This window comes from Nitrospirota bacterium (genome assembly GCA_040755395.1).
In the GTDB taxonomy this organism is placed as follows: domain Bacteria; phylum Nitrospirota; class Nitrospiria; order Nitrospirales; family Nitrospiraceae; genus DATLZU01.
In genome coordinates, this window is sequence record JBFMAX010000004.1 from 277,454 (window position 1) to 297,954 (window position 20,501).

A 20,501-nucleotide genomic window follows, 5' to 3' on the forward strand; every position below is an offset into this window, starting at 1 on the left:
TCCGGTTGCGGTTCTTCTCGGGGCGCCACTGCTTGTGGCGGGTCTGAGTTTGCTCACCAGGCGCGCTCAGGTGCTGCACGGGCTGAACCTGGCCACCATGACCGCGCTGGGCATTGCCGAGACGGCCGTGGTTCAACGCGTCTTGACAGAGGGGCCCTTCACCGCGCTCTGGGGGCTTGTCTATCTGGACGCGCTGTCCGCCTTCATCCTGTTGATCATTACGGCGATCGGGCTCACGTGTTCACTATATACATGGTCCTACCTCGACGAGTATGTGGCGCGGGGCGCGATCTCGCCGCGGCGGCTCAGCCGGTTCTTTGTCCTGTTTCATCTGTTTCTCTTCGCGATGATCGCCGCGACGTCGGTGAACAACCTCGGCGTGCTCTGGGTCGCCGTCGAAGGAACCACGTTGGCCACCACCTTTCTCATCGCGTTCTTCAGAAAGCGCGAAGGCCTCGAGGCCGGATGGAAATACCTGATCCTCTGTTCGGTCGGGATCGCCTTGGCGCTGTTCGGGACCGTCTTGACCTATTACTCGTCGGTGCGGGTCTTCGGGGATGTCAGCGCGGCGCTGAACGTGACTACGCTTGAGGAAGCAGCCGGCCGATTGGATCCGCACGTGCTGAAGCTGGCGTTCCTCTTTATCCTGGTCGGGTACGGCACGAAGATCGGCCTCGCGCCCATGCACACCTGGGTTCCGGAGGCGTATGGCGAGGCGCCGGCGCCCGTCACGGCGATGCTGGCCGGCGTCTTGGAAACCGTCGCCGTCTACGCCGTCCTTCGCAGCAAGGCCGTCATGGACCATGCGCTTCCCGCGGAATTCACGGGCAACCTGCTGATGGTCTTCGGCTTGCTCTCGTTCGTCGTGGCCGCGCTCTTCATCCTGCTCCAGCGGGACTACAAACGCCTGTTCGCGTACTCGAGCGTCGAGCACATGGGCGTCGCGATGGTGGGCTTCGGGGTGGGCGGCCCGGTCGGCACGTTCGGCGGGCTCTTTCATCTCCTTAACCACGCGTTGGCCAAGTCGCTCGCGTTTTTCTCGGCCGGCAACGTGCATCGCCGGTTCGGGACCCGCGAGATCGACCAGGTGCGCGGGTTGGCGGCCGTTCAGCCGCTGACGGCGGCGGCCCTGCTGGTCGCGGGCTTGGCGCTGGTCGGCATGCCGCCCTTCTCAATGTTCATGAGCGAGGTCATGATCGTATCGGCGCTGGCCAATCAGGATTTTGCCTCCGATACGCTTCACCTTGGAAGGTTCCTGACCATCACCATGACCGATGATGTGCGCGGTCTTGCGATCGTGACGCTCTTCCTGGTGTTCGCCGTCGCCCTGTTCGGCGGGTTCATGTCTCGCGTGGTCGCGATGGTCTGGGGAGCCCCGCCGGACGGGGTGAAGCGCGGCGAAGGATGGGAGATCGGACACGTGTCGTTGCTTCTGACGATCGCGGCGTTGGTCGGGCTCGGGATGGCGATGCCGGATCCGATGAAAGGGCTCGTGGATCGGGCGGTCTCCGTGTTGCTGAGGGAGTAAGAAGATGGCGGACGCAAAAGCGGCGGTCGCGTTGTTGCAACAGGCGTTTCCGAGCGCGGTGGTGGGCACCGGCGAGGTCCGCGGCACGCCGCTCGTTCGCCTGCAAGCCGACCAGGTGCCGCTGGTCGCGCACTACCTGCACACCAAACCGGATCTGCGCGGCAGCTTGTCGCTCCTTTGGGCGGTGGACCACCGGCCCCGCGAAGCGCGCTACGAGTTGTTCTATCTGTTCACGCTGGCCGAGCGGCGAGATTGGTTGGTGCTTGTGACGGAACTGCTGGGCAACACCCGGCAGTTTCGCTCCATCACGCCGTCGATCCACGCGGCCAAATGGTACGAGCGCGAGATCCGCGACATGTTCGGCATGATCCCCGTCGGGCATCCGGACATGCGCCGTCTGGTGCGCCATGAGCACTGGCCGAAGGGGACGCACCCGCTCAAGAAAGATTTCCGGTGGGACACCGTGCTCGCGCGGGCCCAGGGGGAGTATGCCTTCCGCCACATCGAAGGCGAAGGCGTGTTTGAGATTCCGGTCGGTCCGATCCACGCGGGTATCATCGAACCGGGCCACTTCAGATTCTCCGTGGCCGGGGAGCCCATCATGCAGCTTGAAGTGCGCCACTTCTGGAAGCACCGCGGGGTCGAAAAACTGTTCGAACAGATGACCCTGACCGACGCCGTATCGTTGGCCGAACGGGTGTCCGGTGACACGACCGTCGGCCACAGTCTCGCGTACTCTCAGGCGGCCGAAACGCTGCTGGGGGTCGAGGCGCCGCCGCGGGCGTGCTATCTCCGCAGTCTCTTCCTCGAGTTGGAACGTTTGCACAATCATCTGGGCGACGTCGGCGCGATCTGTAACGATACCGCGTACACGCTGGCCCATGCGCATTGCGGACGGATGAAGGAGCGCATCATGCAGCTCAACGATCGTTTGACCGGGTCGCGATTTCTGCGCGGCGTGATCCGTCCCGGCGGCGTCAACCTCGACTTGAGCGAGCGGCAACTTGAGGACGTGGCGGCGGAGCTCGATGTCATCGAGCCCGATTTCACGGAGCTCGAACGCATTCTGTTCGCCAATGCCTCGCTCACGGACCGGCTGGAGACGACGGGCGTGCTGACCGAGCGAACCGCCTGGGACCACGCCGTGATGGGCGTCGTGGGCCGGGCGTCGGGCATCGATCGGGACATCCGGCGCGATCGGCCCTTTGCGGCCTATGGAGAACTTCAGCCCAAGGTGCCCGTCTATCGATACGGGGATGTCCGCGCTCGGATGCGCGTGCGGATGGACGAGATTCATGAATCGATGAGACTCATCCGGGAGATCCGCCGGCGGATCCCCACCGGGTCGGTGACGGCGACGCCGAGCCGAACACCGGGGGAGGGAGAATGGGCGTTGTCCGCGGTAGAAGGTTGGCGAGGCGAAATTCTCTATATGGTCATGGCCGGTGCGGGCGGGCGGATTCACCGGTGCAAAGTGCGCGATCCCTCGTTCGTGAATTGGCCGGCGATCCAGTGGGCGGTCCTGGGGAACATCGTCCCGGATTTTCCGTTGATCAACAAGAGCTTCAATCTGTCGTATGCGGGAAACGACCTCTGAGCGAATAGCTATGGCTGGTAGCCAACCGCTTCCAGCGATGAGCGTCTAGCTGGTAGCTGTTCGCTATTCGCTCTTAGCTGAGTTAGGAGGAGCCATGTTTCGCATTCTGAAAAAAAGCCTGAAAACCGGCGTCGTGACCGGCCGGTATGCCGAGCCGGCCCCGGCAGAGATGCCACCCGATGCACCGGCGGTGGAGAAAACCAAGCCTTTCCGGCGCTCGCTGGCGATACGGGAGGTAGATACCGGCTCCTGTAACGCCTGTGAGATGGAAATGAATGCGCTGATGAACCCGGTTTACGACGCCGAACGTTTCGGAATTCACATTGCCGCGTCGCCGCGGCATGCCGATGCCCTGGTCGTCACCGGTCCGGTGACCGTGAATATGGAACGGGCGCTGAAGGATGTCTATACACAGACTCCCGATCCGAAGGTTGTCATCGCCTTGGGGGACTGCGCCATCACCTGCGGCCTGTTCAAGGGGAGCTACGCCGTGACCGGTCCGGTCGAGAAACATGTGCCTGTGGATGTGCGTATTCCCGGGTGCCCGCCCAGGCCGGCGGAAATCCTACAGGCGTTGAGCCACATTCGAAAACGGTCCCACGACCGTCGCAGATGATCAGCCTTCGTTGAGTCCGGCTGGGCCCTCATCGTTTCTCTTCCCTCTTGATCGCTGTTTTCTTTCGAGAGCCTCATTGGCGCGTCCTGCCCCATTTTCCCTCGACGGATGTCTAATCGTGTGGACAGTCGCAACGCGTTGACAATCTTCGGAAAGATTCATTCGGGCGCGATCGGCTGTCTCTTGGCTGTCTAAGGCTGTGGAGCGGCGACCCATTCCTTCTCCAGCCTGACGCAATGTTCAACATTTACGAACGCCGCTTCAGGAGAGGAGAAACGAACGTTCATGAGGCTCGAGCAATCCCGGGCACGCTGGTTGCGCATTATGGACGGCGCTGGTGAAGGCGCGGGTGATTTTGGACCGGCCTCCGAATGACCCTTGAACCTCTGCAAAGAGGGCCCCTTCACCAGCTCTTTTCAGGAAGCTAATAGCCAATAGCTAATAGCCGGCAGCCGGAGGTCGGAAAAATATCGGGATCTCTTCTTCACAATGCACCCAGCATTGTCTCATCGTTGCTATCAGCTATTCGCTGTTAGCTTATTAAACTAAGGAGGCCGCACTATGAAGTGGTCGTATTTACATTTCCAACGCAGGTCGCGTCGCCGGCGAGCGACGCGATGTCTGCAAGCCGCGGTGTTGGCGAGTAGTCTGGTCGCCTCTCCGTGGCTGTTTGCCGCGGAGCCGGGGGGAATGTCCCATCAGGGACATGCCTCGCCCGTGGCGATGCCGGGCTGGACCCAGACCTTGAAGGGCCAGACCGTGGTCGAAGACACCATCGAAGGACGGGCCGATCGCTCTGAAAAGATCGAGCTGCAGCATCACCGGCTCATGCGCCGGCTGGAAGAGCAGGCGCAGAAGGATGCGCAGGCCCAGCAGACCTCCGGTGCCTTCAACAACATGTCCATGATGCACCAGTACATGGGGCAGGACGGAAGCAGTTTTCTGCTGGCCACGGACGCGGGAAAGGGGGAGCCGGTCCTGACCACCGGGGGCCGCTGCCCGGCCGGCGTGCCGACCAAGCACTACGATGTCTCGATGATCAGCGTCGAGATCACGCTGAACCGGTGGCTGGATTATTACCCCGGCTACATGTACGTCTTGACCGAGAACATCGACAAGGTCCGGGCGGAGGAAGCCAGGAACAAGGCGGCCCGCGAGAAGGAAGGATTTGATCCGGGCGCCGTGTCCACCGGGTTGCAAGGCGACATCATCCAGCCCTTGGTCCTCCGGGCCAACCAGGGCGATTGCGTGAAGCTGACGCTGCGCAACCAAATGGAGGACGAGGACGGCAGTCTGTTCATCCAGGCGTCCTCCATGGTCGTCAGCGCGACCGGCAAGCCGGCGACCACCACCAATCCGGACGCGATCATTCCTCCGAGCAAGTCGCGGGAGTTCGAGTGGTACATCCATCCGCACATGCAGGAGGGCGTGCGGCAGTTCCATTCGTACAGTCACGACCGCGAATTGACCGTCTTGGGTTTGTTCGGCGCGTTCGTGATCGAGCCGAAGGGGTCCAAGTACCTCGACCCGCTCGGAACCGGCGCCGCTCCTGAGACCAAGAGCGGCTGGCAGGTCATGATCGACAACGGCTCCGGACCGGACTTCCGCGAATTTGTGATCTTCTATCACGAGGTCGGCGACGAAGCGTTCCGTCCGTTGAACAAGAAAGGCGACTTCCTGCCGCAGCGCGATCCGCTGACCGACGCCTATCGGCCAGGCGGCCGCGCCTTGAACTACCGGAGCGAGCCCTTCGGCATCGACGAGATGCACCTCCAGCACGAGTACTTCGGCTTCGAGGACGAGTCGTTGGCCTACAGCGCCTATACCTTCGGCGACGTGCCGACGACGATTCCGCGGGCCTACCTGGGCGATCCGGTCAAGTGGCGGTTGGTGCACGGAGGCTCCGAGGTCTTCCACTCCCATCATCCCCACAGCGGATCGATCCGCTGGCAACGTAGCCCGGTCACGGAGCCCAATATGCTCTGGGCGGCTGGTCAAGATGGGCCGGTGAAGTATCCGGTCGTCAGGACCAAGTCGGACCGGGTCGACGTCGAAGTCATCGGGCCGTCCGAAGCATTGGACCTGGAGCCGGAATGCGGCGCCGGGCAGTGCCAGCACCTGGCGGGCGAGTTCCTGTTCCACTGCCACGTGGCGCACCACTATGTGGCCGGTATGTGGGGATACGGACGGGTATACAACACGCTGCAGGTCGGCCAGGGCCATACCGATACCATGCCGGACATGCGGGAATTGCCGGACCGGCAGGGGCGGATGAAACTCGGCGTGACATCCGACAAACTGATCGGCACGACCGTGGATTGGTTCGGCAAGCGGTTCAAGATCGTGGACAGGAACCAGAAGACCAACTGGAAAGCCGATCCCGCCGTGGTGAACATCAAGGACTGGGTCGAGATGTTCCTGCCGGCGCAGGGCAAGCCGGGCCATACGGACGACGAGCGCGGCCAGATCATGGCCTATGACGCGACCGTGTGGGACTGGAAGTGGAACGGCAATATCGCCCTCGGCGAGCGGGAAAGCACGGCGAAGAATCCCAAGTATCCGGCCGCGGTCAAGTGGGACGACAGCACCAGACCGCCGATTCTGTTTGATCCCACGACAGGGAAATTGGCCTGGCCGCTGTTCAAGCCTCACTTCGGCAAACGCGTGCCGTTCTCCGCAAATCACAACGGCGCGCCGTGGTTGGAGCCGATTCACCAAGATGAGAACGGCGAGCGGACCAGCGAACCGGCCAAGCCGGGCGAGCAGGGCCGGTGGAGCCTCTGTCCGGACAACGCCAATCAGAAGTTCTACAACCTGCACTTCATTCGGCTCCCGATCACCCTGGCCAAGAAACAGGGAAAAGAGCCGCCGATCGTGGACAAAGACGGCCTGATCTACGTCTTGCATGAGGAAGAACGGTTGATCAGGGCCAACGACGATCTGAAGTATCCCGCGGTCATCCGCGCCAACGTGTATGACTGCGTGGATCTGGTGCTGACGAGCGAGTGGGACGACGACGACTTCACCAACTTCCAGTCGTCCAAGATCAACATCCACCCCCATTTCTTCCAGTTCGATACGGGGAACTCGGATGGAGTGATCTCGGGTTTCGAATACGAAATGTCGGTCCGGCCCTTCACCATGTGGGGGAAGCCGACCAAGCACGGATTGCCCGCGCCGATGGTGGCGAAGCTGAAGAGCGCGGTCAAAGCCGGGGCGACGTCTGTCAAGATCGAGATGGCGCCCGGGGCCACGCCGTTCCACGTCAACACCGAGTTGATGGTCGGCATGGACTGTTTGGAGAAGGGCAACGATCCTACGGCCTCGCTGCCGCGGGATAGGAGCTGCTCGGAGGTCGCCCGGATCAAAGAGATCAAGGGCGATACGATCACGTTCTTCAAGCCGCTGAAGCACAACCACCCGGCGAAAGACCTGGTGTCGCCGGAGTTCGTCCGGTATCGGTGGTGGGTGGATGTGGATATGGGGACTGTCTTCTGGCACGACCACGCGTTCGGCGCCACGACCTGGCCGCACGGCGGGTTCGGGGTGACGATCGTGGAACCCTACGGATCCACCTACCACGATCCGAAGAACGGCAAGCTCGTGTGGAGCGGGCCGATCGCGGACATCCATAGCACGGAGCCGATCGGCGCCGGCGTGAGCGGGAGCTTCCGGGAACTGATGGTGTCGATCCATGACACCGTCCCCCATACCGTGAACGTTATCCAAGCGGGCAACCCGCCTGGACAGCCGGTCGAAGTGGCGCTGGAAGCCGGCAAGACCGTGTCCTTCCAGATGCCAGAAAAGATCCTGATGGCGCCCAACCCCTATATTAACGGGGGTACGCATACGACGGGGAGCGGCCTGAACTTCCGGGCCGAGCCCTTCGCGCAGCGGTTGGCCAACAATCCGGATACGTCGAAGCTGTTCAGCAGCGCGATCCACGGGGATCCGGACACGCCGCTGTTGCGTGCATACGTAGGCGATACGATGGTGTTCCGGCTGTTGCATCAGCTCATGAACGAGTCGCATGTCTGGACGCTCTCCGGGCATACCTTCCTTACGGAACGGTACGCCGCGGATGCCAATCGGAAGTACTCGATTCACGTCGGTATCGCCGAGCGGTATGACCTGGTGACGAAAGCAGGCGGCTTCCAAGGTATGCCGGGCGATTACATCCACTTCAACGGCCGGAGTTCGCACTTCGCCGAAGGCGGATGGGGCATCATCCGCGTTCTGGACAAACAGGTGCCGGATTTGATGCCGTTGCCGACCGGGACGAAACCGTTCGCGATTCCGCCGGTGCCCAAATCGGTCTGCCCGGCCGACGCCCCGGTGAAGACCTTCAACGTGGTGGCGCTGGATCGCCCGTTGAAACTGAACCCGAAGGCGCCGGACGCGATCGAAGTGGACTTCGAGCGGAAGATCGAAATGACCGTGCCGGAAGGCAAGATCTTCGCGCTCGAGGAGGAAGTCACCAAGGTGGCGTCGGACGTGATGCCGCATCCGCTCACGCTGCGGGTGAACCTGGGCGACTGCATCAAAGTGAATCTGAAGAACAAGATGAAGAGCAGCCGGGCGTCGTTCTTCGCGCCGGGGCTGGCCTTCGATCCGAAAGACTCGCTCGGCCTGAACGTCGGGAATAACCCCGGCGATCAGACCATCGCGCCGGGCGAGAGCCGGACCTACACCTACTATGCGCATCCCGCAAACAAGGAGACGACGTCGCTGGTATGGGACGGCGGCAACATCGTGACGAACCCGCGCAACGGCCTGTACGGAGCGATCATCGTCGGGCCCCGCGGATCGCAATATCGCGATCCGGTGACCGGGCAGGATATCTCGCTCAAGAATGCTTGGCGCGCGGACGTGATTGTTGACCGGAGCTTGCCGGAGAACGCGGGCAAGGTGAACTACCGGGATGTGGCCCTTTTCTTCCAGGATGAGGACAACATCATCGGCACTGCGTTCATGCCCTACGTCCAGAACGTCGCGGGGCTGACGGCGGTGAACTACCGAGCGGAACCGTACAAGTTCCGCGAGGAGCAGGGCTGCTCGCTCGGCCGGATCTTCCAGCCGTGCGTGGTGGACAAGCCCGAGGATCCGATCACCCCCTTGATCGAGGCGCATGCCGGAGATCCGGTGCGGATCCATGTGATCGGCGCCAACAGCGAACAGAATGGGATGTTCGGGATCGAAGGCCACGAATGGCCGATCGAGCCGTACATGCCGGGTGCCGACATGATCAGCGTGGTGGAGTACGCCGGGTCGGAGACTCTGGATGTCTTCGTCCGGGGCGGCGCGGGCGGTCCGTACCGGTTGCCGGGAGATTACGTCTGGTCCAACGCGCGGCTCCCCTACACGCAGTCCGGGCAGTGGGGCTACTTCCGGGTGCTGCCGGCCGGTGATCAGCGTATCCTGCCGCTGAACGGCGCCGGTGCCGGGATCAAGCGCACGGAAGCCGAGCCGGCGGCGATCCCGACCGCGATGCGGTAGCCAGGACTGAGGTGCGAGGACTGAGGACTGAGCTAACCGCACACTCGGTCCTCAGCGCTCGGCACTTGAGACGCCGAAGCCTGTTGCACCTCAGCAGGTTCCCGTGAGCGGAGGTGAGCGGAGAGTGTGAGAAAGAGATAAGGATGGCGGGGGAGCTGCGAACGAGTTGTGGCTCCCCCGTTTCTTTATACCTCTCGCGTGCTTTAGGATAGACGTACTCATCCACCGCACGCGAAAGGAGGAAAGGATGGAGAGCAGACGGAGACAAGCACGACGGTATTGGCTGGGACTTCCGCTGGCGGGGTTGCTGTCAGTGGCCGGACCGAGCTTCGCGTATGAGGAGGTGCAGGTCGTTGATGGGGGCATGCTCACCGGCACGGTGGTGCTGGAGGGAAAAGTCCCGAGGCCGAAAGGGTACAACCTCACGACGTTGCCCGATCCGGTGTATTGCGGCCGGATTTCCGACGGGCAGGGCTGGCGGCTGTTGCAACCCTTCAACGTCGGAGCCAACGGCGAATTCCGGCAGGTCGTGGTCTACCTGGAATCGATCGACCGGGGGAAACCGTTCGGGACGTTCACGCCACCGCGTATCGAGGCGATCGACTGCCGGTTCCTCCCCTTCGTGACGGTCGTCCGCGATCAACACGATGTCGTGGTGGTCAACATGGATCCCGCGATGCACGACATCCAGGCCTATGAGACCTCGCATCTCGGGCCGCGGGTGCTGTTCAACGTGCCGTTGCCGATCAGTTCGAAATATCCGAACGAGGCCGGGCTCAGCGCGCATTTCCACAAGCACTTCGCCGGGACACCGGTGACCCAGACCGTGAGAATGACGAAAGGGCGGAAGGTCTTCGTCATGCAATGCGGGTTTCATGCCTACATGGAAGCGTGGGCGCTGGTGGCGGACCATCCCTATTATGCGGTGACCGACAATGACGGGCGGTTCGAGCTGACCGACATTCCCCCGGGCACGTATACCGTGAAAATCTGGCATCCGTATCTCCGGGAAGAGGTGAAGCGAGTCGTCACGATCGAGCCGAAGGAACAGACCAGCGTGACCTTGCAGGTCGAATCGCCCAAAGGCCGCCTGTATGCGAATCAGATGGTGGACAGTCCGTACATCCGGTATCAGATCACGCAGGACGTGCAAAGCCAGATCGTCCCGACGCTGGAGAAGCAGAGTTATGAATGATGGCTTTTCAGGAAATCGCGTGGGTCTTTCTTTTTCCCTCTCCCCCGCAAAGCGGGGGCGAGGGAGGTCCTGGAGTTCTATACCCACACAAGATCCGGAAGAACCTGAGTGATGAAGAGGGCGAGCGGCACGAGGCGAGAAGCGAGGGGCTGGATGTTGGAATAGAGAGAGGGGCGAGGGGCGCGAGGCAAAAGGCAAGGGGTAAAGCAAAAGCCGTGAAGTGGAAAGCCGGAACGATCCGCGCGTTGTTCTGCATGCTCGCCTCGTTCCTCGTGCCCCTGGCCCCTAGCCTGGGCATGGCCGACCATGATCGTCCGAAACGGCCGCCCTTGTGGACGCCGCTGTTCGAAGCGGAACGGCTCGCCGCGATGGAGGTGCCGGAGGATATGGTCGAGGATATGGTCATGGTGCCGGCCGGCTGGTTTCTGATGGGAAGTGATCCAAAGACCGACCGCGCCGCCGGTCCCCAGGAGCAACCGCAGCGGCTGGTCTATCTGAGTGCGTTTCAGATCGACCGGTACGAGGTCACGAACGTCCAGTATCTTCGGTACGTCCTGGCGACCGGCGCGGAGTGGCCTCCCTATTGGAGAGAAGAGCCCTTCCCGGAGAAGATTGCCTGGCATCCGGTCATCGGTGTGAGCTGGCGCGAGGCGGATGCCTATTGCCGGTGGGCGGGCAAACGGCTGCCCACAGAAGCCGAATGGGAAAAGGCGGCGCGCGGGACCGACGGCCGCATCTTCCCGTGGGGCGATGAGCCGGCCGGATGGCTGAAAAGCAATATCGCGCACAGCGGCTCCGGACGCGTGAAGCGGTATCCGCCGCTCGCCAACGTAAACCGTTACGACCGCGGGGTGAGTCCCTACGGGGTCTATCAGATGGCGGGGAACGTGAGCGAATGGGTGGCCGATTGGTTTGATCCGGAGTATTACCGGAGGGGCGAGACGCACAACCCCACCGGCCCCTCGCAGGGCATCGACAAAGTCTTTCGAGGCGGGTCCTGGAACGAAGACCCGGAAGTGGCCCGCTCGGCCGGCCGCAACGCCGGCGCACCCGACCACCGGAGCTATTTGATCGGGTTTCGCTGCGCATGCGATGCACGTGGAGCCATAAACCTGACGCGTGAAGCGAGGGCCGAACAACGGTGATTCCGCCCGAGCGAACGACGCTGCACGAGAAACGAGATGCGAACGAAAGAGGCCGACATATGAACAGGGACAAAATCGGCGGATGGGCTACGGCGAACCGGGTCGTGAACGCGCTCCTCGCCATCGGCGCCGCCCTGGCTCTGGCGAGCTTCGCCTGGGGACTCGACACGCAGGACATCACGGTCGAATGGACGCCGGAAGGTAAACAGTTGGCTCTGAAGCGGGTCGCCACGTGGCCGGCAAAAGAGGAAATGGTGCTGGTCCCCGCCGGACCGTTCCTCATGGGCAGCGACAAGCGCGTCGACCGCAACGCGTATCGGATCGAACTCCCGCAGCGGCGGGTCTATCTCGATGCATTCGAGATCGACAAATATGAAGTGACGGCGCTGCAGTACCTGAAATTTGTTCTGGCGACGAATCGGCGGCCGTTGCTGGATTGGCGGTATGACGGTGGAAACTTTCAGGAGAGTATGGCGCACCATCCGGTGATGCACGTGACGTGGTATGACGCGGACGCCTATTGCCGGTGGGCGGGCAAACGGCTGCCGACCGAGGCCGAGTGGGAGAAGGCCGCGCGCGGGGAGGATGGCCGGATTTATCCCTGGGGCAATCAGACCGCGGGCTTGAGCCGCGCGAACTTCGGGCGATCTGGGCTCTCCGGCCCCGTGCGGGATCGACCCGAACGGCTCCTGCTGTATCCGCCCATCATCGCCGTGGATAAGTACGAGAACTCGGTGAGCCCGTACGGTGTGCATCAGATGATCGGCAACGTCGCGGAGTGGGTGGCGGATTGGTATGACAAGGACTATTACGCCGGGGCGCCGGAGCGGAACCCCAAAGGTCCCGAGACGGGGACTCAAAAGGGCTTCCGCGGCGGCGGGTGGATCGACAGCACCACGACCGTGCGGGCGGCGATGCGCAACGGAACCGACCCGAATACGAAGATGAACTGGCTGGGCTTCCGCTGCGCGCGGGATGCATCGCCGAAGGTCCGGCCCGTTGCGACGGAGGTGAGCGCTCCGGCGCGGTGAAGCGCCGATCTCCGGTAAGCATACCAGCAACTACTCCCCCACCTTTCCCTCTCCTTTTGAAGGGGGGAGGGTCTCGGGGAGGGGGTGATTGTCCTGCTGCTCGGGCCGGAAGGAGGGCCACGATGAAGACGCTCGCCGCGGACGTCGAGCCGAGTCTCAAACGGGCGCTCGAGGCGGTGTATCTGGGGCTAGTCCACAGCCGCTATTGGCTGCAGAACGAGTTTCTGCTTCTCGAGCGCTTTCTGCCTCCGGATCTGGTCGAGGCGCTGATCTCGGAAGCGGACGACCTCCGGTCCGGCATTCACCGTAATTATGTCCCCGGGCACAAGAAAGGCGGCAGCGTCAGCTTCTACGCGATCCGAGACCAGGCGCCGGTCACGCTGGCGCTGTACCAGTCGCCGGCGCTCCGCATGTTTCTCAATCGCCTGGCCGAATCGCACCTGTTGCTCTGCCCGGAAGACGACCCCCATTCCTGCGCCCTCTACTACTACACCGAGCCGGGCGACCATATCGGGTTCCACTATGACACCTCCTATTACAAGGGGAAGCGCTACACGGTTTTGATCGGGCTGGTCGAACGATCCGAACACTGTCGGCTGGTCGCGAGGCTCTATCAGGACCATCCGGAGCGGGAAATTCGCGAAATGCGAATCGCGATGGAGCCGGGAACCGTCGTCGTCTTCAACGGGGACAAGCTCTGGCACGCCGTGACGCCCCTGGGCAAGGGAGAGGAGCGCATCATCCTGACCCTGCAATACGTCACGAATCAGGAGATGGGCCCATTCAAGCGGATGTTCTCCAATTTGAAGGACGCGTTCGCCTATTTCGGACCGGCGGTGCTGATGAGGAGAAGACCGGCGAAACAGTGACTCGATCGTTGCCACAATGCCGAGAGCCGCCATCGGTCATGGAACGGCAAGCCATCTCGCTGACCGTCAGGATCCCGGAAACCGAGGAAGCCCTGTTGTCGGCGGCGCTGCCCTTGGCGCATCTGGCGCCTCGCTATCAGCTCATCGAAACGGAGGGAGCCCTTCGCGTGCACGTCGCGCACTTTCCAGACCTGCCCTCGGAGATCTATCAGGCCGCCAGGCTGATCGGAGAAGCGCTCAGCCTCCCTCGGGTCTCTGTGACGATCAATTCGCGGTCCGTTATCAATCTCTCTAAATTCCTGAGCACGCTGCTGTGTTACGGAGAAAGTCTCGGCGAACAGGACAAGGGAGCCTATTGCGCCCGCCAGGCTGATCGAATCGGTGAAGCGGCGGGCTGTCCCGTGTGGACCTGCCATGCGCGCTGTCCGTTCATCTGCGCGCGGTGCCTGCAATTGGTCCGGAACGCCGGCGCGACGCCGGTCGAGGAGCAACTCAAGACGATCGCAGTGCTCGCGGAGGTGGACTGGTGTCCGAATCTCAAATGGCATAACTAATCAACGTCTCGGGGCCGGCCGAGGAATCATGCAACACACGATAAGGAGGCAAGAGCATGATCGACGGCTGGCTCAGGAGAAAACTATGCAGATTCACTGGAGTACTGCTCATTGTCGGGATGGGGCTGGGGACGCTTTCACCGGCGTCGGCGGAGGAAACCGGCAACATGGTCGTCTTCAAGGGCGGATTCATGCGGCTGAACAGCGACCGGGCGAATGAAGTTTTTACGGATGCGCAGAATGTCAACAGTAAGGGTTTCAATGATGGCCAGAACGGTTGGTACGTTGGTGCGTGGTTGGACAATGTGCTGTCGAAAGATTCCTGGGGCCTGATGAGCGGTGTCTGGGCCATGGGGGAGATCGGGCTTCAATTCAATCGGATTAGTTCCCGGACGGTTCAAAGTCCTCCGGCTGCCGGACTCGCGAGTGGTGCCCTTGACGGCGGAACTAACAACCAACGGAAGCTGCAACTGACCATGGTGACGATCGACATCGCGCCGAAGCTCAAGTTCATGGAGGGCAGTGCATTTCGGCCGTGGCTCATCCCGGTCGGGTTGGATATTCATGTGATCAGCCCTCCGTCGAATCAGACGCAGTATCTGGATGTTGGGGTGCAGTTCGCCGGGGGATTCGAGTACCGTGTATGGAAGGCGTTTCATGTGGGAGCCGATGTGCGCTATCACCTGGCGGCCAACATGACCAATACGGAGAACAGCTATTTCCAGGTCGGACCCTATGTCGGGATCGCGTTCTGATGAATCGTACGCGCGGGTGGGACGGGCGCGAAAGGCGAGACGTGTTCCATCTTCGAGCAGAAGTCCCGCTCGCGCTTGTCGCGCTTGTCTCGCTCGGTGATGGCCATGCATCCGCCACCTCGTCTCGTCTACTGGGAGCTCACCAAGCGCTGCAATCTGCGCTGCGCCCACTGCCGGGCCGTGCCGGAGGCGGAGGCCGATCCCTCCGAGTTGACCACGGCGGAGGGCTTCAGGCTGATCGACGAACTCGCGCTGATCGGCCGGCCGCTGCTGGTGCTGACCGGCGGAGAGCCGCTTCTGCGGGATGATCTCTTAGTCCTCGCCAACTATGCCCGGCGTCGTGGGCTGCCCTCGGCGCTCGCCACGAACGGGACGCTGGTCACCCGCGCGATCGCCCGGCACATCGTCTCCGCGGGATTCACGCGGGTGTCGATCAGCCTCGACTGCCCCGACGCGGAGACGCACGATGCCTTCCGCCGTGTGGCCGGAGCTTTCGATGCGGCTGTGGACGGGTTCATTCACCTCAAGGAACTCGGGATGTCCCTGCAGGTCAACACCACCGTCACGAACCACAACCGGGACCGGTTGGAAGAGATCTATGAGCTGGTGCGGAAACTGGGCGCCGCAGCCTGGCACCTCTTCCTGCTCGTCCCGGTCGGCTGCGGGCTGGAGATCGGCCCATCCCTGCAACTGACCGCGCGTGACTATGAAGCGGTCCTGTGGTGGATCGACGAGTTAGCCGAACGGGAGACCATGGAGATCCGGACAATCTGTGCGCCGCACATCCAGCGGATTCGGTTGCAGCGGCAAGAGTTGCAACGGGGTAACGGGATAACGGGACAACGGGGTACGGGGGGAAGTCCCGCTATCCCGCTATCCCACTACCCCGCTACGTACCCCGTTACACCCTTACCTCTCTACCCCTCTACCCCGGCAGTTCGAAGAGGCTGTCTGGCCGGGAGTGAGATCTGCTTCGTCTCGCATCGTGGCGAGGTGTTCCCGTGCGGCTATTTGCCGTTCAAAGCGGGCGACCTTCGACGGCAATCCTTCGCCGACGTGTGGGCCGCATCGCCGGTGTTCGCCGACCTCCGCGATCCGGACCGCCTCATGGGCAAGTGCGGGGGGTGCGAATACCGAATCGTCTGCGGCGGCTGCCGCGCCCGCGCGTTCGGCCAGACCGGCCATTACCTCGGCGAAGAACCGGCCTGTCTCTATCTGCCCCAGCGGATCAGCGCGGCCGGCGCGACACGATGACACCGCGGTGCTTGGTGCCATGCAGTCGGCTTCCTATCTCTACGCGCGCCTGTTCGGGCTGGGCGCCGCTCATGCCTTCGGGATCCCCGGGGACCTCATCCTGCCGTTGTACGCCGAGTTGGAGCGGAGCCCGATCCGGCCGATCCTGACCACCCACGAACCCTCCGCCGGTTTCGCCGCCGATGCCTATGCCCGCCTCAGGGGAATAGGCCTGGCCGTCGGCACCTATGGAGCCGGCGCGCTCAATATGGTGAATGCCATCGCCCAGGCCTATGCCGAGAAATCGCCGGTGCTGGTCCTGAGCGGGGCGCCCGCTCTGGCCGGCCGCTCGCCTGAACTGTTGATCCATCATAAAGTCAAGACCTTCGAGACCCAGCGGCACATCTATGAACACGTCACCGTGGCCGCCGTGGCGTTGGAAGATCCGACGAGGGCGTCTGCGGACATCGACCGCGTCATCGACGCGGTACGCCGAGAGAAGCGGCCCGGGTACGTGGAGATTCCGTGCGACATGGTACGGGCGGACATCGGCAAGCGCGGCGCGGCCGCCGTTCCGGTCAGCGAGCGGGATGAGGCGGCGTTGGCCGAAGCGATGCAGGAGATCACGACCCGCTTCAACCGGAGCCGTCACCCGGTGATCCTTGGCGGGGGTCGAGATCATGCGGCTGGGGCTCAGGGATCGTCTTATTCAGCTCGCCGAACGGCACGGGCTTCCGGTCTCGACGTCCTTTATGGGAAAAGCCGTCTTCCCGGAGCACCATCCAAATTTCATCGGGACATACATGGGCGCGGCCGGCCATCCGTACTCGCGCCGCATGGTCGAAGAAGCGGATTGTCTCCTCATGTTAGGCGCCTGGCTCACCGATACCGAGACCGGCCTGTTCACGAGCGCGATCAAGCGGGAATCCATGATTCAGGTCCTGGCCAACGAAATCGTCATCAGCCATCACCGGTATGAGCGCGTGGGCTTGGTCGAGGTCATGACCTCGCTGCTTGCGGAAAGGAAGATCACGCCGCGGACGTTCAAGAACGAGTATGTGCCCGAGAGGCCGGACTCGCGCGGAGAGTCGCTGATCGCGGGCGTCTTTGCGGAATTGAGCCGTCTGGACGACCAGCTCTACGTGTTCACCACCGATGCCGGCGATTGTCTGTTCGGCTCGGTGGAACTCAACGCGGAGCTGATCCTGAATCCCGGCTACTATGCCAGCATGGGCTTCGGCGTGCCGGCCGCGCTGGGCGCCGGCTTGGCCCTGCCGGACCGCCGGCCGATCGCTCTCGTGGGCGACGGCGGATTCCAGATGACCGGGATGGAGATCGCCACGTTGGTGCGGTACGGGGTGCACGCCGTCGTGATCGTGCTCAACAACCGGGGGTATCGCAGCCTGGAAGCCTTGGGCGCTCCGCCGACCATTTGCGACATCCCGGCTTGGGACTATGTGATGATTACTGAAGCGCTGGGTGCGACCGGCGTGCGAGTCGGAACACGGGATGGATTCCGCAGCGCGCTCCATGCCGCCTGCCACCGGCCGGGTGTGACCGTCATCGAAGTGATGATCGATCCCTCCGATCATTCGCTCGCGCTCGACCGGCTTCGAGCCGCTGTCCTCTCGCAGCGAGAAACAACCGGACCCGCGGCGGACCCCTCGCGATCAGCCGGGCCGGACCGATAGGACTGGCTCTATGACGGTGTTGGTAGTCTGGCTCCATCTGCTCGCGGCGGTCAGTTGGATCGGCGGGATGGTGTTTCTCTCCGTCGTGCTGGTGCCGACTCTAAAGGTCGGATGGAGCGCGGCTCAGCGGGCGATCTTGTTCAGAACGGTCGCATTGAAGTTCCGGTTTGTTGTGTGGGTCTCGGTCGGCGTCCTGGTGGCGACCGGCCCCGCGCTCCTCGCATTGCGGGGTCTCTCCCTACTCGAGCCGAGCCGCTGGTCCTCCGTGTTGACCGCCAAATTGTTTCTTGTCCTGACGCTCCTCGCCCTGACAGGGGCCCATGATTTCGTGGTCGGACCCCGCGTCGGCCGAATCCAGCAACAACCGGAAGCCGATCGAACGGAGATGGATCGCCTCCTGGTTGCCTGGTCGCCGTGGATCGCGCGCCTCTCGCTCGTGTTGGCGCTGGGCATTCTTTTTCTGGCCGTCGCCCTTGTCCGCACGTGAAGCTGAGTGCCAAGCGGGCGGTTGTGAGCAGCTTGCGCCGCGATCCAGAGCAGGCTACCCTGGCGATCGATGCGCAGCGGAGAAGACTCGCGCAACAACCGGATCGCCGGTTTCCTTGCCAAGGACCGTCTGTCGGACCCGCGACGAACTGGCCGGGGCGGAGGCCGGCGCGATTCTCGGCCGCCCGCGCGAGGCGCCGGAGGTGGCGGTGATGCCGCATTCCGATAGCCCCGCGGTAATGACGACCGTCCGGAACGCCTGCGCGCAGGCCGACTACGAGTTCGGCGATCTCTAACGCGCGGGCGAGTAGCTAGCAGCGAATAGCTCAGAGCTATGTGCTGTTCGCTATCGGTTACTTGCTAGCTTCAATGGAGGAAGGCCGTCCATGATCCGAATCGAGCGGGTGTATGACCTCAAACGGCGCGGCAGCGGCGCCTATTTTCTCGTGGACCGGCTTTGGCCGCGCGGGGTGAAGAAAGAGACGCTCCGCCTCGACGGCTGGCTCAAAGACGTCGCGCCGAGCGACACGCTTCGCACGTGGTTCGCCCACGACCCGAAAAAGTGGCCTGAGTTTCAGCGCCGATATTTCGCGGAGCTCGACCGCAACCCCGAGGCCTGGCGTCCGCTGCTGGATGCGGCGCGATCCGGCATGGTGACGCTGTTATTCGGCGCCAAAGATCTCGAGCGCAACAACGCCGTGGCGCTGAAGTCTTATCTCGAAGCCAAGTTGCGCGCCGCGCCGTAGTCCACCAACCGGCGGCCGTCTTGGCGTCTCCCGTCAAGAACGCTCTCGGCTACGGACCCTGCTCGCCGGACCTGCGGGACGCGTGATGACCCCCCAACAAGCATCCCGCTCTGAGTGCCGATTTCATCGGCTTCCGTGGGGCGGTCGAGGCGGCTAGAGAAGCGGCGCGACCTGACCGCGTCTTTATGCGAGAATAAGAAAAGACGCGAAGGTGAGGCGCCCCCCGCTTCGAGGGGAAAGGCGGAGCGCGGCGGGTTTCACCCATGAAGGAGTATCCCCAAGCGAGTCGATTGTGGACCGATGGCGGCACGGTCCACATTGCCGGGGCCTGGACCTTGGCGGAACTGCCGGCGATCGAACGGGCGATGACCGCCGCTGCTTGGCCGTCGGGCCATGACCTGGTGTGGGACGCCGGCCGGGTCACCGCGATGGATTCGGGCGGGGCGGTCTTGCTCCACCGGACGCTGGCGCGGCTCGAACGCCAGGGAAGGCGGGTCGCGCTGCGCGGGCTGCGCCCCGAGTTCGCCGAACTGTTGAGGCTGGTCTCCGCGCATGGGACCCAGGTCGGACTGGAGCCGGCCGGGCCATCGGGGAACTGGCTGGAAGGTATCGGGGTCCTCGTATGGAACCGCCTGCAACAATGGATCGGCGGTCTGGGATTCTTGGGAGAGAGCGCCGTCGCGCTGGTCCGGTCGCTGGCCGCGCCGCGCTCGATCCGGTGGCGCGCGCTGTGGAACAGTCTGGAGCTGGATGGGTTCAACGCGTTGCCGATCATCGGGCTGCTCACGTTCCTGATGGGAATCGTGATCGCCTATCAGGGAGCCGAGCAGTTGCGGACCGTCGGCGCCAACATCTTCATCGTGGATCTCGTGGGCATCGCCCTGCTGCGGGAAATCGCGCCGCTCGTGACCGCCATTCTGGTGGCCGGCCGATCGGGGTCGGCGTACACGGCCCAGATCGGGACCATGAAGGTCACCGAGGAATTGGACGCGCTCCGCACGTTGGGGCTGTCGCCGATGAAGGTGCTGGTGTTGCCCAAGGTCTTGTCGTTGGCGATCGCCCTGCCGCTGCTGACGGTCTATGCGGACGTGGTGGGGGTTTTCGGCGGCATGCTGATCGCGGCGAGCCAGTTGAGCGTGACGTTTCTCGAATTCCTGACCCGTTTCGAGGAAGCGATCGCGTTGCGGCATTTCCTGATCGGCGTGGTGAAGGCGCCGGTGTTCGCGGCGATCATCGCGCTGGTCGGCTGCTATCAGGGTTTCCAGATCCGCGGGGGCGTGGACGACGTCGGCCGCCGCACGACGATCAGCGTGGTCCAGAGCATCTTTCTCGTCATCGTGTTCGATGCGTTCTTCTCGATCCTCTTGAGCTGGTGGAAGCTGTGAAGCGCGGGACTCGGGCGACTGGCGAGACGGGCGCGAAGCGCGCGAGGGGCGAGACTCGCGCGGTCTCGCCTGCGAGAAACGCGGGAATAGCGCGACTTGCGCGAAAGGGAAGAAGCCGGATCCACCCGTCCCGCTTGTCGCGCGTTTCGCGCCTTTTTCGCGCAGCGCGAGCAG

16 protein-coding genes and 1 pseudogene are annotated in these 20,501 nt (G+C 63.0%); all 17 read left to right on the top strand.

The window, feature by feature from the left end; all coding sequences use genetic code 11:
* Nucleotides 1-34 precede the first annotated feature (34 nt).
* The 17 genes and pseudogenes from AB1555_09355 (at nucleotide 35) to AB1555_09435 (ending at nucleotide 20,327) form a co-directional block, all read left to right on the top strand.
* Nucleotides 35-1,528: a proton-conducting transporter membrane subunit gene (locus tag AB1555_09355; GenBank protein ID MEW6246903.1), complete on the top strand. Its 1,494-nt coding sequence runs from the start codon at nucleotides 35-37 to the stop codon at nucleotides 1,526-1,528.
* Between the two features lie 4 nt (nucleotides 1,529-1,532).
* Entirely contained in the window at nucleotides 1,533-3,125 is a 1,593-nt protein-coding gene (locus AB1555_09360) for an NADH-quinone oxidoreductase subunit C (GenBank protein ID MEW6246904.1), read from the top strand.
* A gap of 94 nt (nucleotides 3,126-3,219) precedes the next feature.
* Complete coding sequence (locus AB1555_09365; protein MEW6246905.1) at nucleotides 3,220-3,741, top strand: NADH-quinone oxidoreductase subunit B family protein; 522 nt, start codon at nucleotides 3,220-3,222, stop codon at nucleotides 3,739-3,741.
* Between the two features lie 561 nt (nucleotides 3,742-4,302).
* The gene (locus tag AB1555_09370) at nucleotides 4,303-9,237 is read left to right on the top strand and encodes a hypothetical protein (protein MEW6246906.1); all 4,935 of its coding nucleotides are present in this window, start codon (nucleotides 4,303-4,305) and stop codon (nucleotides 9,235-9,237) included.
* Nucleotides 9,238-9,484: 247 nt separating this feature from the next.
* Entirely contained in the window at nucleotides 9,485-10,432 is a 948-nt protein-coding gene (locus AB1555_09375) for a carboxypeptidase-like regulatory domain-containing protein (protein ID MEW6246907.1), read from the top strand.
* 215 nt (nucleotides 10,433-10,647) lie between these two features.
* Nucleotides 10,648-11,577: an SUMF1/EgtB/PvdO family nonheme iron enzyme gene (locus tag AB1555_09380; protein ID MEW6246908.1), complete on the top strand. Its 930-nt coding sequence runs from the start codon at nucleotides 10,648-10,650 to the stop codon at nucleotides 11,575-11,577.
* 59 nt (nucleotides 11,578-11,636) lie between these two features.
* The gene (locus tag AB1555_09385) at nucleotides 11,637-12,608 is read left to right on the top strand and encodes a formylglycine-generating enzyme family protein (GenBank protein ID MEW6246909.1); all 972 of its coding nucleotides are present in this window, start codon (nucleotides 11,637-11,639) and stop codon (nucleotides 12,606-12,608) included.
* Nucleotides 12,609-12,730: 122 nt separating this feature from the next.
* On the top strand, nucleotides 12,731-13,477 hold the full coding sequence (locus AB1555_09390) for a 2OG-Fe(II) oxygenase (protein ID MEW6246910.1): 747 nt from the start codon (nucleotides 12,731-12,733) through the stop codon (nucleotides 13,475-13,477).
* 38 nt (nucleotides 13,478-13,515) lie between these two features.
* Nucleotides 13,516-14,031 carry a hypothetical protein gene (locus AB1555_09395; GenBank protein MEW6246911.1) on the top strand — a complete coding sequence of 172 codons (516 nt, stop codon included), beginning with the start codon at nucleotides 13,516-13,518 and terminating at the stop codon, nucleotides 14,029-14,031.
* A 56-nt stretch (nucleotides 14,032-14,087) separates the two neighbouring features.
* Nucleotides 14,088-14,786, top strand: coding sequence for a hypothetical protein (locus tag AB1555_09400; GenBank protein MEW6246912.1), 699 nt, complete (start codon nucleotides 14,088-14,090; stop codon nucleotides 14,784-14,786).
* A gap of 105 nt (nucleotides 14,787-14,891) precedes the next feature.
* Nucleotides 14,892-16,040, top strand: coding sequence for a radical SAM protein (locus AB1555_09405; protein MEW6246913.1), 1,149 nt, complete (start codon nucleotides 14,892-14,894; stop codon nucleotides 16,038-16,040).
* A gap of 19 nt (nucleotides 16,041-16,059) precedes the next feature.
* Nucleotides 16,060-16,329 (top strand): annotated as a pseudogene (locus AB1555_09410) (thiamine pyrophosphate-binding protein).
* Between the two features lie 370 nt (nucleotides 16,330-16,699).
* Entirely contained in the window at nucleotides 16,700-17,710 is a 1,011-nt protein-coding gene (locus AB1555_09415) for a thiamine pyrophosphate-dependent enzyme (protein MEW6246914.1), read from the top strand.
* Nucleotides 17,711-17,720: 10 nt separating this feature from the next.
* A complete protein-coding gene (locus AB1555_09420; protein ID MEW6246915.1) occupies nucleotides 17,721-18,197 on the top strand; it encodes a CopD family protein in 477 nt (158 codons plus the stop codon).
* Nucleotides 18,198-18,312: 115 nt separating this feature from the next.
* Nucleotides 18,313-18,492, top strand: a complete 180-nt coding sequence (locus AB1555_09425) for a hypothetical protein (GenBank protein MEW6246916.1) — start codon at nucleotides 18,313-18,315, stop codon at nucleotides 18,490-18,492.
* A gap of 90 nt (nucleotides 18,493-18,582) precedes the next feature.
* Complete coding sequence (locus AB1555_09430) at nucleotides 18,583-18,942, top strand: DUF488 family protein (GenBank protein ID MEW6246917.1); 360 nt, start codon at nucleotides 18,583-18,585, stop codon at nucleotides 18,940-18,942.
* A gap of 263 nt (nucleotides 18,943-19,205) precedes the next feature.
* Nucleotides 19,206-20,327 (top strand): MlaE family lipid ABC transporter permease subunit, encoded by a 1,122-nt coding sequence (locus tag AB1555_09435; protein ID MEW6246918.1) that lies wholly within the window; start codon nucleotides 19,206-19,208, stop codon nucleotides 20,325-20,327.
* Nucleotides 20,328-20,501 lie beyond the last annotated feature (174 nt).